A 15,074-nucleotide genomic window follows, 5' to 3' on the forward strand; every position below is an offset into this window, starting at 1 on the left:
AAGCTTCTGAAGTTAGTGACATCGACAGCCAGAGGTTTACAGACTCTCGCTCCTATTAGCATACGTTTTACCTAGCAATATTTGCAGATGGAGCAGGCGATGATTTATTAATACTTGTAAATATCAAGTAATTCCCTCCGGTGATTGTTCAAATCATCAGCAACATGTATAAATTAATATGACAGCTCTCAACATATCCTTAAGGTTTTTCATGTCATTTCGATCTGTTCTCAGGTGGTTTCTTTGCGTGATTTGGCTGTTCCTGGTGGGGGCCGGTGCGGCTCAATCTGCACTGGCACAATCAGCCGAAGCGCTGACCACGCAAATTGTTGATGCACGTTTTGCCGGCAAAATGCAGTTAGCTGATGAGCTGGCTGAGCGTTTTATCATTCTTGCTCAACAACTTGGTGATAAAGGCCTTGAAGGACAGGCGCTTTTTCAGCAAGCGCGCAATGCCATGGAAAGAAACCGTTATGAGCTGGCGCAAGATAAACTCACCGAAGCGATAAAGTACTTTAACAGTGTTGGCGATCAGCCGCGGCTGGGCGAAGCATATCTCCGAATGGGTATGATTTATCGCTTTCAGTCCAATTATTCTCAGGCGCTTCAATATGTGTACTTGTCGATGCAGATTGCTCAGCAGATAGACGACAAGGAAGCGATTAGTTCGGCATTTAACAGCATCGGGATTGTGCTGGAAAAGATGGGGTATTACGAAGAAGCACTTGAAGCTCACCAACAATCACTGGAAATGAAAACAAAACTCAATGATAAATCGGGTGTAGCCAGTGCATTATATAATATCGGCGATCTGCGCCGGCGTATGGGGGATCTGGACACCGCCTTAACCTATTTTGAAGATGCGCTGAAACTGGATCTTGCCTTGGGCGATCCCAAAGACATTGCGTACAGCAATAATAAAATAGGCTATTTGCTCAATGCTATGGGGTACCAGGAACGAGCCAGGCCCTATATCCTGAAAGCGCTTGAACTGTTTCGGAAAATTCAGGCTCCACGGGATATTGATTGGGCCTTATCATCACTGGCCCAGTTAGAAATGGACAGTGGCAACTTTGAAAAAGCTAAAACACTCATAGATGGAGTAATAGAGCGCGCCCGCGAAAACGACTATCGCAGTCTGCTGGTCGATTCCTATGAAATTGCTGCCGAACTTGAGTACCGGAAACAAAACTATGCCTTAGCGTTATCATTGATTTACGCCGGTCTTGAACAAGCCAGACAAAATAAAGAACGAGCGCAGGAGTCTGACTTTGAAGCTTTACAGATAAAGGTTCACTTAGCTACTAACTCGTTGGAACAAGCGTTTGCAGCCCTGCAAAGACAGAAAAAGCTGGATGACCAGCGGTTGAATGACGCACGTGTAGAAGGAATTGCTAAAGTGCAGGCTCAGGCTGAATTTGTGCGCCGCGCCCATAAAATTGAAATGCTCGAAAAAGAGCAGGCGCTTGAGCAGACATCTCGCATTTTGTGGATGACCGCAACCTTTTCGATTATCTGTGTATTCTTGCTGTTATTGTTACTCTACGGGCGCTTGATTCAGCGCCGGATTAATAGTCAGCTGGAACAAAAAGTCGCTCAGCGTACCCAGGAACTTGAAGATAAAAATCTGGAGTTGTCTGCTGCCTATCGGGAAGTAGAGGCTATTAGCCTGTCCGATAAGCTCACCGGGTTACATAACCGGCGGTATTTAGAAAATTATATTGAGACTGATTTAGAGCATTCTCAGCGGCTATATTTTGATTGGCATGCCGGCAAAGCTGCTAAACCTGAACAGGCCGATATTGTCGTTTTTATGATTGATCTTGATGACTTTAAAGCGGTTAACGATGCTTATGGCCATAATGTGGGCGATAGTGTTTTGATCCAACTTGCTACGCGAATGAAGCAGGTTTTTCGTCAGTCTGACTATGTGGTACGTTGGGGAGGCGAGGAATTCGTTGCTGTGGCCCGGTTTATTAACAGAGAAGAAGCAACGTTGTTGGCGCAGAGAATGCTGGAAATTATTAATTCCTGTCATTTCACGGTGAGTGAAACGGATACGCTTAAACAAACGTGCTCGATTGGCTACGTGTGTTTTCCTCTGGTGCCGCAGGCGACCAGCCAGCACATCAATTTTAAATCGCTGATGACGATTGCCGATAGTTGCCTGTACGCCGCTAAATCGGCAGGTAAAAATAGTTGGGTTGGGGTAGAGTCTGCCTCAGACCCGATGCTATTTGGCGATGATACCACCATACAAGGGACGGAAAATTTATTACACAACGAGCACGTTGTTATCCGTCGTGCTTGTAACTAACCGGTACCAACGTAGCGTAGTCAAACCTGTTCACATCGGTTGAAACGTCTAATTCAGGATGTGACGAATTAGTGGGGAGACATAACTGTCTTAGGTTACGTACTTTTATTGCCAATACGTCGGTACAGAGTCGCCCGGCTGATGCCCAGTTTTTTAGCGGCCTGAGTGATATTACCGTCACACATATCAATTGCTTGCCGGATGGTTTTTTCGTAAACCTCGTTGATCATGCCGCTATTGGACTCTGCTGGCGAAAGCTGCGCCTGATCGTTCATCTGATGCTGCAGGTTATCGGGTAAATCTTCCATGTCGATGAGCGTATCCGGTTCAGCCAGCGTATCGGCATAAACGATGGCGTTGCGTAATTCACGTACATTGCCTGGCCAGGGGTAGGCGGCGATGAACTCCAGCGCTGCGTGACTGAATTCCCGTGTGCCATTGGATACATCCTGCAATATGCGTTTAGCGAGGCCCTGAATATCCGGGCGCTCTCTGAGTGGCGGAATACGCACTTCATAGCCGTTAATCCGGTAAAACAGATCCTGCCGAAAATCCCCGCAATCAATGGATGCGGCAAGGTCTTTATTAGTAGCGCAAATCAGCTGAAAGTCTACCGGCAAGGGTTTGGCCGAGCCCAGGCGTTCGACTTCTCTGGTCTCAAGTACTCTGAGCAAGCGGGTTTGCAGGGCAACTGGCATATCGCCTATTTCGTCCAGAAACAGTGTTCCACCGTTGGCCTGTTGAATTTTACCAATACGACCATCACGATTAGCCCCGGTAAAGGCGCCTTTTTCGTAGCCGAATAATTCACTCTCGATGAGTGTTTCGGGGATGGAGGCACAGTTAAGAGAAACAAAGGCACCGCTGGCAGCCGCGCTATTATCGTGGAGTTCGCGGGCGATAACCTCTTTACCCACGCCGGATTCACCGAGTAACAACACCGGTAGCCGGCCTATTACCCGCAGACTTTTATCCACTGACGTTTGTATCCGGCTATCGCCATAGTCTCGCGCGGGTGACTGATCAATCACTTTACCGACGGTAGTTGATACCGGCACCGAAGCTCCGGACTGACCAGGTAAATCAAGGACTTCGGTTTGCAGGCTGATGCCGCCCAGTAATGTCAGGGAAAATGGATAACCTTTTAGCAGGCCTTTATCGAAGAGCGTGGAAAAACTGTCGACGAATAAGTCGTTAAACTGAACCTGTTGATGTTGTAAATCCAGTCGCAAAAAACGCTGCGCAATATAATTTGCGCCAACCAGTTGCTGGTCGTAAGAAAAAGCCAGGACAAGATGGTCAGCCCCCACGGGCTGATGGCCAGCGCGCAGCTGTATTACAATGGCATCCGGGATTGCGCGTATAAGTTCTATCTGAATATTGCGGGCGCAAGCTTCTAAAAGATAATAAGCGCCAACATCCGCTAATGGCGATTCGTTGGTAATGTCGACCGTACCGCATACGCGACCAATGGCATCAAACACTGGCACGGCGGCGCAGTTAAAATTACGGTGGGCTGAACGGTAATGTTCTTCGCCACATACCCGCACAAAACGCTTGGCCGCCAACGCACAAGACATTGCGGTGGTGCCGATATTCGATTCTGATAATTTAGCGCCCTGACGAAACGCCTGAACAATGCGCTGCTCGGTAACATTTTTAGACTGATACACACGCAGGGCATTGCACTGTTGGTCGGTAAATAACACCGACCAGCCAGCCCCGCTAATGGATTTATGCAGTGCATCAAGGTGTTTGCGTGAGCTGTTGATGAGCGGCTGCCAACGGGGCAGGACATCTTTGAGCTGGTCGGTAGACATAAAATCATAATCCACCGGACCGTCCATGGGCAGTTTCTGCGCGAGGCAGCGCAGCCAGGATTCATACACGGGTGTCTCCAGCATACTGGCCAGCGTATGATCACCGTTCTGAAATTCCTGGCGCACCAGCGACATACTTGCGTGCATGGCTGCTCCTCGACTGCTAATAAATTAATGAGTTGTTAATGTATCGTAAAAAAATAGCTGGCGCCATACACTTTTGTAGGTATGGGCCAGCCAGAAGGAGGTTGTGGCAACCTCTAGTTGGTGAAACTATTTTGCGAAACGTATATTAGCCTGTAGTTAAAAACGAAGTACCCAGCCCGCGTGAATGATTAGCGGATCAAGATCGATGTCTGCTTTCACCGGTGCGCCGCCAAAAGCCGGCACCGTACCGGTGGCGGTGGTAGAAATAAAAATCTTATTGGCCGACACAAAGAAACCGTGATTTTCATTAAAGCGGTATTCAAAACCGGCTCTGAGCAAGGCACCTGATGTATCTTCTGCATCAAAATTGCTGATGTCGTTGCCATCTTCGGTATCAAAGATGACGGTGTAGTTAATACCAGCGCCAATATAAGGTTTAAATGCACCGGTAGTAGGGAAATGGTAATTCAGGGCAACGAAGGCAGGCCCGTAGGTGACTTCGCCAACGTCCATTCCGGCGAGTGATCCTGCGCCTTTGAGTTTGGTGGTGGGCGGCACACCAATGATGCCGATTACCGAAAAGTTATTGTCAAAGCGATATCCCAGACCCGCCGCCACGGTTTGATTGTTCGACAGGATAGCGTCTGAATCCGGAATGGGGTTACCCGCCACCGCCACTTTCGCGGCTTCCGAAAATTCAACATGGGCGGGTCCCAGCTCCAGATACCAGCCGGTTTCCTGAGATTGTGCCGAAGCGCTGCCCGCGGCCAGCAAAAGGGCGATGGACAAGAGGCCTGCTAAACCACGGTTGTTATTATTGTTGCGTGTTATTTTCATCTGTATTCCTCATTTTTTGGCGTAGAGGTGCCCACGCCGGCGCGCCAGGCAGCGTGCCAGTCGTGATAACCTTTTTTATCGTTATTGAGTGTTGTGTTGTTTCACGCCCCGTTGGCGGAGGTGAAACAACGACGCCAGCATTAATCAGCCCGCTAAACTCATGGTTAAAACGGGTAGGGATAAGGTTGATGCTGGCTGGTGATCCAGCGTTGATTGGTAAAGGCATCAATAGCGCCTTTCGGCCCCCATTTACCGCCGCCGCCCGAGGCTTTAAGGCCTGAGAACGGGCAGTGAGGTTCGTCATGTACGGTGGAGTCGTTAACATGCACCATGCCAGCGTTAATTTGCCCGGCTATCTGTTCGCCGGCGAAAATATCACTGGTGATCACGGCCGCAGATAAGCCGTAATCGGTGTCGTTGGCCATCGCAATGGCCTGCTGTACATCATCGGCCGCCACGACACAGGTAACCGGCCCGAAGATTTCCTCATTCCAGATCCGCATTTGTGCAGTAACGCCAGAGACGACTGTAGTCTGGAAATAAGGGCCTTCGGCCTTGCCGCCACAGTGAATGGTGGCGCCCTGGGCGCTGGCTTCGTTCACCAGATTAACAATGCGCTGTAACTGGCGGTTATTAATGATTGGGCCGATTACACAGGTTGGCTCATGGGGCGCAGAAGGGGAGAAAAGCTTAGCTTTAGCCACCAGTTTCGCTAAAAATTGATCGTATATGCCACGGGCAACGATAATGCGATCGGCTGACATACAAATCTGACCCTGATGCAAAAATGCACCAAAGAAACAGATATCCACGGCACGGTCGATATCGGCATCCTCAAGCACCAGAATCGGATTTTTCCCGCCCATTTCCAGCATGATGGATTTAGACACTCTAGCGCAGGCCGCTGCCAGTGAACGACCCACTGCGGTCGAGCCGGTAAAGGTGAGGCCCGCTACACGACGGTCTTCAACAAAGATATTACCGACCATGGAGGCGCCGTCGCGACTGGTGGTGACAACATTGAATACACCTTCAGGGAATCCTGCTTCGCTAAGTAACTCAGCCAGCAACAGCCCGCCTGATACCGGACTGTCTTCTGACGGCTTAAGCACAATGGTGTTACCCAGTGCCAGGGCATGAATAAAACCACGCAGGGATAAGTACAGCGGGAAATTCCATGGTGATACCACGCCGATAACCCCTTTTGCTTTGCGGATCACCTTGTTGCTTTTGCCGGGAACATTGGACGGTAAGATTTCGCCAATGGCTGTGGTAGTTAATGCCGCGGCTTGTCGCAGTGCCACAGGCACTAATGAACACTCAAACATGGCTTTGCCAAAGGCGGAGCCGGTTTCGGCAATTAACATTTCGGCAAACGCCTGTTGTTTTTCGCTGAATAACTCGGCGGCACGATAAAAGTAAGCTGCTCGCTCAGCTGCCGGGAGTGCTTCCCAGGCGGGTTGTGCAGCGGCGGCGGCACTGATTGCAGCGTCGACATCAGCTTGCCCTGCGTCGGCAACAGTGGCGATAATCTCGCCTGTGGCAGGCTCAAAATCGTCGAACACGGCGCTATTGGTAGCCGTTGTCCATTGCCCGTTAATATACAGATCGTAACTGGCGGTAGTCGTTTCAGTTGCTGTGGTTACACGGTCTAACATGTCTGTATCCTCAAAGAATTCGTATCTGTTCTGTGATGTCCGTTGGGCCACCAGTCACTGGCTGGTGGCCTCAATTGTGTAGGGTAAAGAGATTACGATGCTCAGGCGGTACCTAATGAACGCCCGTGGGATGTGGCCAGATTGGGCACACCGTTCTTGTTATCAAGATAGCGGCGGATGGCTTCTGCTGAGGCGATGCCGATTAGGCCTGCTGTCCAGGCAGAAACGCTTAAGGTAAGGCCGACGGTATCTTTAACGAACAGATCGATTAGCATCATGATGCCGCGGAATATCCAGTACGAGCCCCAGATTGCGCCAGCGGTGCGCCACATCCAGATGCGGTGGCCTTCGGCATCGCCTTGCACAATTTTATAAACGCCTATGGCCATGGGAACGACCAGCGTCAGCAACAGAAAATACAGGCCGGTCATGGCCCAGATGCCACCATAGCCGGGTACATCAATAAGTTCTGCATTGAGAATGCCGGCGCAGGTTAAACTAATTACTACCGAGACTACCGCTATACGGCCCAGCATTTTGTGCGCGGGAAATTGGCCGCCGGGGCGGAACAATTGCAAGGTGATGATCACCAGTGCAATGGTGTTCATCAGAATATGGCCAATTAGTAACGGGCCGCGCCAGCTTGGGCCAGACATGAAACGTTCGTGGAAAGCCACCACCCAGGCCGGGTGGGTATTGTACTCTGGCGAGATTGTGCAATTGTTGTCCCCAGTGCTACAAGGCACTAAGGTAGCCGGTTTCTCTCCGTCGGCAACGCCGGTATGCGCAACAATATCGAAAACGCCGGCCATATGGGTAATACCATTCTCGATGCCGGTGAGGACATAGCGACCATTCAGGTAAAGCGCAAAGGCCAGGCCAAAAAGAAAGAAGGGCAGCCATTTTTTCGCAGTATAGCCCCAAATACCAAGGGCGGCCCAGGCGGCCAGCGCGACATAAAAGCCAATAACACTTGTAGTCATAGTGAGTTCCTTATGCATACTGATTGCTGAGCTTAGGTGAGCAATGCAAAGAGAAATAACACCCCGGCCCGGCCAGTAAGAGCGTATACCTCTTACCATTATTCTAATATTTTAATTAACCTGGTGTGAACATGCTTCACACTTGGTTAACAAATAGCAGTAATCGTTCCAGAATTTAATAATTCAATTAAAACAAAGTGTTATGGTTATTTTGCGATGAGTTGCCCGGCAGGGCGTTTAACAATGAGACAGGGGGAGTGGTTTAGGTGTCTCATTATGAGACGGTGAGACAGTATCAGCGCTATAGGGCTAATGATTGATTGTTAACAGGAATAAACCGGCTCTCTTACTTTAAGGCGCCTACTTGCTTATTCAGTTTTTGCAGCAGGTTAATTAGCATGTCACTTTCGTCATCCGACAGGACTTCTAAAAGCCGTTTTTCCCGGGCTAACGCGACTTTGATAATATCGTTGTGGAGCTTTATGCCTTCCTTGGTGAGCGCAATCAGCGAGTATCTGCTGTCAGTACTACTTTTTTCCAGCGTAATAAAGCCACTGCTTTTCATCTGCTTAACCGTTCTGCTTACTAAGGCTTTATCCAGCCCGATCACACTACAGATATAGTTAGCGGTGATATTTTGCTCTACTGCTAACAGCGCCATAATCCGCCATTCCACTATCCCTACACCAAACTCTTTACGGTATAGATTTGAGGCGCTGGCAGACAGTTTGTTGGCCAGAAATGTAATTAAACCCGGTACATAGCGCTCCAGATCGAGCCGTAAGTGGTGAGTGGATTTTTCTTCAGGCATTAATTTTAAACCTCATAAATTCAACATATTACTTCTTTATTCGGTCTAAATATAGTTTACACGGTTGACATATCAACTATTAATTGAGTAACTTTTGTTAACGATATGTTGGTTTTGTGAGGGTGGAATGATAAGTGTAATTGTCGCTGAATATGAAAAGTTGTCTGATTCGGTATTGAAATTAACGTTTTCTCCGATAAACGGGGAGGCGTTGCCACCATTCACCGCTGGCGCCCACATCGACGTAAAAATCAATGACAATTTAGTCCGGCAGTATTCCATTTGTAGCGCTGCATCTGCCAAAAATGTGTACAGCATCGCAGTGCTTAACGACGCTAATTCCCGTGGCGGCTCAGCGCAGATACACCGGGAGTTCAAAGCCGGTCAGATTGTCGAGATCTCTGCACCACGCAACCTGTTTGAGCTTGGGGATCACTCGGCCCCGGTTCTGCTTATTGGTGCGGGAATAGGTATCACGCCGTTATTGTCTATGGCATACAGCCTGGCCGAGCGTGGTCAGGATTTCACCATTTGTTATTTACACAAACCCGCGGAGCAGGTGGCGTTTCAGTCAGACTTACTTAGCGAGCCCTTCAAGGGTAAGTCCGTGCTTATACCATCTGTTGACAGACAAACTACCCGCCAGCAACTTAACGATTTGATTGGTAAGTACCGGGAGGGCCAACACGTTTATACCTGCGGTCCGGCTGGTTTTATGGATCTGGTTTTTGAGCTGGCTGAGGCACAACACTGGCCTGCCGAATCACTGCATAAAGAGATGTTTCACAATGACGTAAGTGGTAATACGCCTGACAGGAGCTTTACCCTGCATCTGACAAAATCCGCGCGGAGTATCCAGGTGAGTGCACAGCAGACTGCACTTGAAGCGCTGGATGAGGCGGGGATCGAAATTGACGCAAGTTGCGAGCAGGGGGTATGCGGCATATGCCTTCTTAACGTGGTGGACGGTAAAGTTGACCACCGCGACGCATTCCTTACAGAAGAAGAGAAGCAACAGCATAAGCAGTTTACCCCATGCTGCTCGCGGGCTTTGTCATCTTCACTTTCTATCGAACTTTAAATACCCACACAGAGGCGCTTATGACTGTTGAAATTCAGCATCCTGATGACAAAGAAACTCCAACTCGTGGCACACGCCATTCGTTCCCTTTGGATCGGTGGTATGTGGCCGCGTTAAGCAAAGAGGTGAAAGCGGAACCCTTAGGCAAAACGTTGTTAAATGAACCGGTAGTGATGTTCAGAACCGAAGACGGCCAGGTTCACGCCCTCGAAGACCGGTGTTGCCACCGATTTTTACCGCTGTCATCGGGCACGGTAGAGGCGACTGGTTTGCGCTGTGGCTATCATGGATTGCTTTTTAACGGCGAAGGAAAATGTATCGAAATACCAGGTCAGGACAAGATCCCATCGCGGGCGAAGATTCACCGCTATGTGGTTAAAGAGCAGGACGATATTGTATGGATTTGGTTTGGCAGCGAAATTACCAGTGAACCCGCCAACGAACCACCACCGTATCCAATTCATGGCGATCCAAGATATTACTTCGACGGTGATGTGTATCATTACGATGCGCCGTATCAGCTGGTTCACGATAATTTGTTGGATCTGAGTCATTTGGGTTATGTACACCTTAAAACCATTGGTGGTAATGCTAAGATCCACATGAATGCGCCCATGGAAGTGACCCAGGACGGCGAAAGTGTAAAGGTTGTGCGGCATATGCTGGATTCTGCGCCACCTCACACCTACAGCGCTGCGTATCCGTTTGGGGAGTCCATCGATCGCTGGCAGGAAATTGTATTTTACCCGTCACATCTGGAAATCTGGACCGGTGCAGTCGATCACAACAGTGAATCGGTACGCGATCCACAACGAGGTGGTTTTCATATGCGCGGGTTTCACGGGCTGACCCCGGAAACCGAAGAGAGCTGTTTTTATTTCTGGACCATGGCCAGTAACCCCAGCTCAAATGTTGACGAGATAATGGAAAAAGTGATTGCACAGACCAAGTTCACCTTTGATGAAGACAAAGAAGTTATCGAAGCGCAGTATCGGAACATGAAGCGATTCCCGGATAAAAAGTCCATCGATATCCACGTGGATGTGGCACCGAATCGTGCGCGGCGTATCGTTTCATCGTTAATCAAAGCCTAGTTATTGGATTTGAATAACGGGCGCTGGTGCCAAATAAATCAGAGCCAGGGTTAAGCGTACCTCTCCCTTAAAAACAGTGTTTTATAGGGGGGGACTCATCGCACAAAATCGAACGACCCTGTAGTAATAGAAAGCGAGCCCTTTGTGGCTCGTTTTTCTTTAGGCAGACCATAATGGCTAATCGCCAGACGAGCCGCGTTTTACTTTATTAACATATCAGGGGCATTTTTGTTCTATTTTGAGCTAAGGTTTGTATTATTAGCGTACGATGTAACTCAAATTTATTGAAATTGGTTGCTGCTCCACGGGAAAACAATGCATTCAAAAGATTGGCAAAAGACAGACTTCGACGACTCTTACGATGCAGCTGAGCAGAAGTTTCTCGAGCTTATCTGCTCACTGACCAAAGTCTCCATTCAGGGCTATGATAAGCACCGGAATGTCATTTACTGGAATGATTCCAGTGAAGATATCTATGGCTACTCCCGTGACGAGGCACTGGGACAGAAGCTTGAAGCGCTTATTATTCCGCCGCCAATGCGAGCAGAAGTCTTGCGATTGCATAGTCAGTGGCTGGAGCAAGGCATACCCATTCCATCAGCACAGCTACCGCTGATGCATAAAGACGGCAGCACCGTGCATGTGTTTTCGTCTCATGTCATGCTGAAAACCCATACCGACTCGCCCGAGATGTTCTGTATCGATATTGACCTGAGTGAGCAGCATGCCGCTACGGAAAAACTGGCGCAAATGGCCTCTACTGATTTGTTGACGGGATTACCCAACCGGCGCCATCTGGAAACTACCTTGCAGAGTCGAATTACCAGCGCAGCGCTGGCAAAAGAACAATTTGCTTTGTTGTTTCTAGACCTGGATATGTTTAAAGAGGTTAACGATTCGCTTGGACACAGCTGGGGCGATGAGCTGTTACGTGGCGTTGCCCTGCGTTTGCAGCAATGTTTGGCAGGGAAGGGGCTAATCACCCGTTTTGGTGGTGATGAATTTGTTGTGGTAAGCGATGCGCTTGATGAGGCGGGTGCGGCGCTTCTGGCGGAAAAATTAACCCACTGTTTTCACGATGCCTTCGAGCTGGGCGGCGAAAATGTGCGTATCACCCTGAGTGTGGGAATTAGTATGTTTCCCGGTGATGGCAATGAGGCCGGGGATTTACTCAAGAATGCCGATCTGGCTATGTATGATGCCAAAGCCAAAGGGCGCAATCGTTATGAGTTCTTCAGTGCTGCCCTGAGTGAACAGTTGCAGGAAGTGCGAACATTGTCGGCGCAGCTGCACGAGTCATTGGTCAATAACGAATTTGAGCTTTTGTACCAACCGCAATTTGATTTGATGACAGGCACCATAACTGCCTGCGAGGCATTGTTGCGATGGCATCCAGCGCACGGCGGAGAAAATGTGTCTCCAGCGGTGTTCATTCCGCTGGCTGAGCGCACGGATCTGATAGTGCAAATCGGGCGCTGGGTAATGCAACAGGCCTGCGGGCAGGTTAAGCGGTGGCAGAAGAAGGGGATTAATCTCCGGGTTGATATAAACGTGTCTGCCAGAGAACTGGTAGAGCCCGATTATTTTGCCCGGTTGGATGCCTGTAGATTAAGCCACGGCCTTACGCCACAGGATATTGGTATTGAATTAACGGAAAACATCTTAATTAAAGCCGACAATGACGTGCTGGAAGCGCTTAAACAGCAACGGCAAAAAGGCGTTGAGATTTCCATTGATGATTTTGGTGTTGGCTATTCCTCGCTGAGCTACTTAAGGCAGTTTCCGGTAAGTCATCTGAAAATAGACAGAACCTTCCTTAAAGATGCGCCGTCGAAAGCCTATGATAGCGCCTTGATGGAAGCGATTGTGAATGTAGGCCATAAGCTGGATTTGCTGATTGTGGCAGAAGGCGTAGAAACCGAGGAGCAAGCAAGGTATTGCAAGGAGCTTAAGGTTGAATATGCGCAGGGGTATCTGTTCGCAAAGCCATTAACCGTAGATGCCTTTGAAGCCTTATTTGCTAAAACATCCCGTGGAAATCAATAGCTGACCAGGTAGCGGGTGGCCAACGGAAATACCTTTTCGTTGGCTTTCAGCTTCAGGATAATTCAATAACCAGTCGCTCTGATTTTGCCCGGGAGCAGCAAATCAGCATGACGCATGAATGTGCTGCGAGCAACCCCCCGTAGGATTTTTGCGTACCCCCCGCGGTTAAGGAATACTGGCGGGTGGGTGCATCGGGGATTGTAACATCAACATGCGCGCCGGCTTCAACCGGCGGTAACAGCCCTTCCAGGGGCGCTAAAGTGATCCTTATTACGTTGTCGCACTCCCACTGCAGAGCCTTAACCCTGACTTTAATACTCGTGTTGCTCAATACCGTTTTCTCCGTAACTTCAGCTAGAGGATTCTTGTTTGATCAGGCGATCAATCATACGGCGCATCATGGTCGGGCCCTGATCCTGCGGCATAAACACATTTGCCATACCCGGATCAGTTAAATTCCAGATTTTCTGTTGTGCCAAAGAGCCCGTTAATGTGAAATAGTGCCGTAGACTGGTAAGTGCCATGGTAAAGCTCACCGTACATGCAGACTGGCAAAATTTTGCTAGAGTTATTGAAGTGACATTACCCTGTTAACCATTCTTTTTTCACGCTTTATCAGGCTCAACATCACCAACGTAATTGGAGTAAAAGTGCACCAGAACGAGTTTGAATTGATCTTCAGGAATTCGCCCGACGGGTTATCTATATTAAAAAACGGCGTTGTGGTGGATTGCAATCAGGCAATGGTGAATATGATTGGGGCTACCAGTAAAGAGCAGGTCATTGGTCTCACGCCTTATGATTTTTCGCCTGAATTTCAACACGACGGCGTGTCTTCCCGGGATAAAGGTTCGGCCTTAGTTGCCCAATGTGAAAAAGAGGGAACGGTAAGTTTTGAGTGGCTGCATCGTAAGATGAACGGCTTTCCTTTCTGGTGTGAAATCATCATGACCAGCATGGTCGCTAATGGCGAAGAAATGCGGTTTGTCAGCTGGCGTGATATCTCTGAAAAAAAAGCCATGGCACAGCAAATTGCCGAGCAAAAAAATACCTTCGAAACCTTGTTTAACGAATCTTTAGATAGCCTGAGTTTGCTGGTTAACTATCAGCTGGTTGATTGCAATAAGGCTTTTTTGGAACTGTTTGGTTATAAAAGCAAAGTTCAGGTTTATGGCCTGACGCCGCTGGACATTTCTCCGGAGTATCAGCCTAATGGTTTGTCATCAATAGAGGTGATTACGGCTAACGCTGAGCAGATTTCAGATGAGGGGATGAAACGGCAGGAGTGGCAGTATAAAAAAGCTGATGGCACCCTGTTCTGGGCTGAAATCATTGTGACAGAAATCATGCTTAACGGCGAAATGGTCGCTTATGTCATCTCTCGTGACATCTCTGAGAAAAAAGCCTTAGAAGATGAAATTCATGCCAGAAACGAGGAGCTCAAATTATCTAATGAAAACCTGTCTGAGACTATTGCCAACCTTAAGCTGGCGCAAAATAAACTGATTGCGGTTGAAAAAATGGCCAGTCTTGGTCAGTTGGTCGCAGGCGTGGCGCATGAAATCAATACGCCGGTGGGTATTACTTTAACCAGCGTGACTCAGTTTATGGAAGAAAACCAGGCGCTTAGAAAAAAATACCAACAAGGTGCTCTGACCCCGGATGACTTTGAAGAGTTTTTGGATATTTCGGGAGAAATCGCCGAAATCATGAAAACTAACATCGATCGCACGGCGCAACTGGTGCGCAGCTTTAAGCAGGTCGCGGTCGATCAAACCATCGAAGAAGAGCGCCAGATTAATCTAAAACACTATATAGAAGAAGTCCTGTTCAGCCTGGCGACCGTTCTTCGCCGAGCTAATGTTACGGTTGAATTTACCTGTGAGGACGATCATAACGTGACAATGAACCCGGGCCTACTTGCGCAGGTATTAACCAACCTGGTGATCAATTCCATCAACCACGGCTTTCAGGGGGCCGGCGGTAGTACTATTACCTTAGTGGTGTCAAAGGAAAATGACATATTTACCCTGTGTTACAAAGATAACGGTAAAGGGATAAGCCCTGAAAATCTGCCCAAAATCTTTGATCCCTTCTTCACCACCACACGTGGCAGTGGTGGCACCGGCCTGGGGCTTAATATTATCTACAATATTATCACTACCGCATTGGGTGGTACTGTCAATTGCGTTAGTCAGCCAAATCAAGGGGTGACCTTCACGATTACATTCAGGGTGTCTGCCAGCGTTTAAGCGGTTAACAAATAGTCCTTTTCTTTTT

12 protein-coding genes are annotated in these 15,074 nt (G+C 48.6%); 5 read left to right on the forward strand and 7 right to left on the reverse strand.

From position 1 onward, the window contains the following. The first annotated feature begins 247 nt into the window (after positions 1 to 247). Positions 248 to 2,317, forward strand: coding sequence for a diguanylate cyclase domain-containing protein (locus tag BFC17_RS12975; RefSeq protein WP_070176896.1), 2,070 nt, complete (start codon positions 248 to 250; stop codon positions 2,315 to 2,317). A 95-nt stretch (positions 2,318 to 2,412) separates the two neighbouring features. Here BFC17_RS12975 and BFC17_RS12980 read toward each other — a convergent pair whose 3' ends face one another. The 5 genes from BFC17_RS12980 to BFC17_RS13000 all read right to left on the reverse strand — a co-directional run bounded on the left by BFC17_RS12980 (position 2,413) and on the right by BFC17_RS13000 (position 8,573). Then, positions 2,413 to 4,284, reverse strand: coding sequence for a sigma-54-dependent Fis family transcriptional regulator (locus BFC17_RS12980; protein WP_070176897.1), 1,872 nt, complete (start codon positions 4,282 to 4,284; stop codon positions 2,413 to 2,415). Between the two features lie 156 nt (positions 4,285 to 4,440). Next, positions 4,441 to 5,121 (reverse strand): OmpW/AlkL family protein, encoded by a 681-nt coding sequence (locus BFC17_RS12985; protein WP_083271719.1) that lies wholly within the window; start codon positions 5,119 to 5,121, stop codon positions 4,441 to 4,443. Positions 5,122 to 5,285: 164 nt separating this feature from the next. Next, positions 5,286 to 6,779, reverse strand: coding sequence for an aldehyde dehydrogenase family protein (locus tag BFC17_RS12990; protein ID WP_070176898.1), 1,494 nt, complete (start codon positions 6,777 to 6,779; stop codon positions 5,286 to 5,288). A gap of 101 nt (positions 6,780 to 6,880) precedes the next feature. Continuing rightward, positions 6,881 to 7,762 (reverse strand): DUF2306 domain-containing protein, encoded by an 882-nt coding sequence (locus BFC17_RS12995; protein WP_070176899.1) that lies wholly within the window; start codon positions 7,760 to 7,762, stop codon positions 6,881 to 6,883. Positions 7,763 to 8,108: 346 nt separating this feature from the next. Then, on the reverse strand, positions 8,109 to 8,573 hold the full coding sequence (locus BFC17_RS13000; RefSeq protein WP_070176900.1) for a MarR family winged helix-turn-helix transcriptional regulator: 465 nt from the start codon (positions 8,571 to 8,573) through the stop codon (positions 8,109 to 8,111). A gap of 127 nt (positions 8,574 to 8,700) precedes the next feature. On the opposite strand from BFC17_RS13000, the gene BFC17_RS13005 reads away from it, so the two are divergent. From BFC17_RS13005 to BFC17_RS13015, 3 genes are all read left to right on the forward strand, one after another. Continuing rightward, positions 8,701 to 9,654 (forward strand): PDR/VanB family oxidoreductase, encoded by a 954-nt coding sequence (locus tag BFC17_RS13005; protein ID WP_070176901.1) that lies wholly within the window; start codon positions 8,701 to 8,703, stop codon positions 9,652 to 9,654. A gap of 20 nt (positions 9,655 to 9,674) precedes the next feature. Continuing rightward, positions 9,675 to 10,748, forward strand: coding sequence for an aromatic ring-hydroxylating oxygenase subunit alpha (locus BFC17_RS13010; RefSeq protein WP_070176902.1), 1,074 nt, complete (start codon positions 9,675 to 9,677; stop codon positions 10,746 to 10,748). A gap of 315 nt (positions 10,749 to 11,063) precedes the next feature. Continuing rightward, the gene (locus BFC17_RS13015) at positions 11,064 to 12,794 is read left to right on the forward strand and encodes a sensor domain-containing protein (protein ID WP_070176903.1); all 1,731 of its coding nucleotides are present in this window, start codon (positions 11,064 to 11,066) and stop codon (positions 12,792 to 12,794) included. Positions 12,795 to 12,846: 52 nt separating this feature from the next. On the opposite strand, the gene BFC17_RS22420 is transcribed toward BFC17_RS13015, so the two are convergent. Next, positions 12,847 to 13,125, reverse strand: a complete 279-nt coding sequence (locus tag BFC17_RS22420; RefSeq protein WP_139142074.1) for a hypothetical protein — start codon at positions 13,123 to 13,125, stop codon at positions 12,847 to 12,849. A 19-nt stretch (positions 13,126 to 13,144) separates the two neighbouring features. Continuing rightward, entirely contained in the window at positions 13,145 to 13,318 is a 174-nt protein-coding gene (locus BFC17_RS22560; RefSeq protein ID WP_175439568.1) for a hypothetical protein, read from the reverse strand. A gap of 126 nt (positions 13,319 to 13,444) precedes the next feature. Here BFC17_RS22560 and BFC17_RS13020 point away from each other — a divergent pair, with 126 nt between their 5' ends. Beyond that, positions 13,445 to 15,046 carry a PAS domain-containing sensor histidine kinase gene (locus tag BFC17_RS13020; RefSeq protein ID WP_083271720.1) on the forward strand — a complete coding sequence of 534 codons (1,602 nt, stop codon included), beginning with the start codon at positions 13,445 to 13,447 and terminating at the stop codon, positions 15,044 to 15,046. Positions 15,047 to 15,074 lie beyond the last annotated feature (28 nt).

Source organism: Marisediminitalea lipolytica (assembly GCF_001758465.1).
Lineage (GTDB): Bacteria > Pseudomonadota > Gammaproteobacteria > Enterobacterales > Alteromonadaceae > Alteromonas > Alteromonas lipolytica.

Excerpts from the sequence above, each read along its gene's own strand:
- BFC17_RS13000 (WP_070176900.1), bottom strand. The coding sequence starts at position 8,573 with ATGCCTGAAGAAAAATCCACTCACCACTTACGGCTCGATCTGGAGCGC.
- BFC17_RS12980 (WP_070176897.1), bottom strand. The coding sequence starts at position 4,284 with ATGCACGCAAGTATGTCGCTGGTGCGCCAGGAATTTCAGAACGGTGAT.
- BFC17_RS13015 (WP_070176903.1), top strand. The coding sequence starts at position 11,064 with ATGCATTCAAAAGATTGGCAAAAGACAGACTTCGACGACTCTTACGAT.
- BFC17_RS12985 (WP_083271719.1), bottom strand. The coding sequence starts at position 5,121 with ATGAAAATAACACGCAACAATAATAACAACCGTGGTTTAGCAGGCCTC.
- BFC17_RS22560 (WP_175439568.1), bottom strand. The coding sequence starts at position 13,318 with ATGGCACTTACCAGTCTACGGCACTATTTCACATTAACGGGCTCTTTG.
- BFC17_RS13010 (WP_070176902.1), top strand. The coding sequence starts at position 9,675 with ATGACTGTTGAAATTCAGCATCCTGATGACAAAGAAACTCCAACTCGT.
- BFC17_RS12990 (WP_070176898.1), bottom strand. The coding sequence starts at position 6,779 with ATGTTAGACCGTGTAACCACAGCAACTGAAACGACTACCGCCAGTTAC.
- BFC17_RS12995 (WP_070176899.1), bottom strand. The coding sequence starts at position 7,762 with ATGACTACAAGTGTTATTGGCTTTTATGTCGCGCTGGCCGCCTGGGCC.
- BFC17_RS13005 (WP_070176901.1), top strand. The coding sequence starts at position 8,701 with ATGATAAGTGTAATTGTCGCTGAATATGAAAAGTTGTCTGATTCGGTA.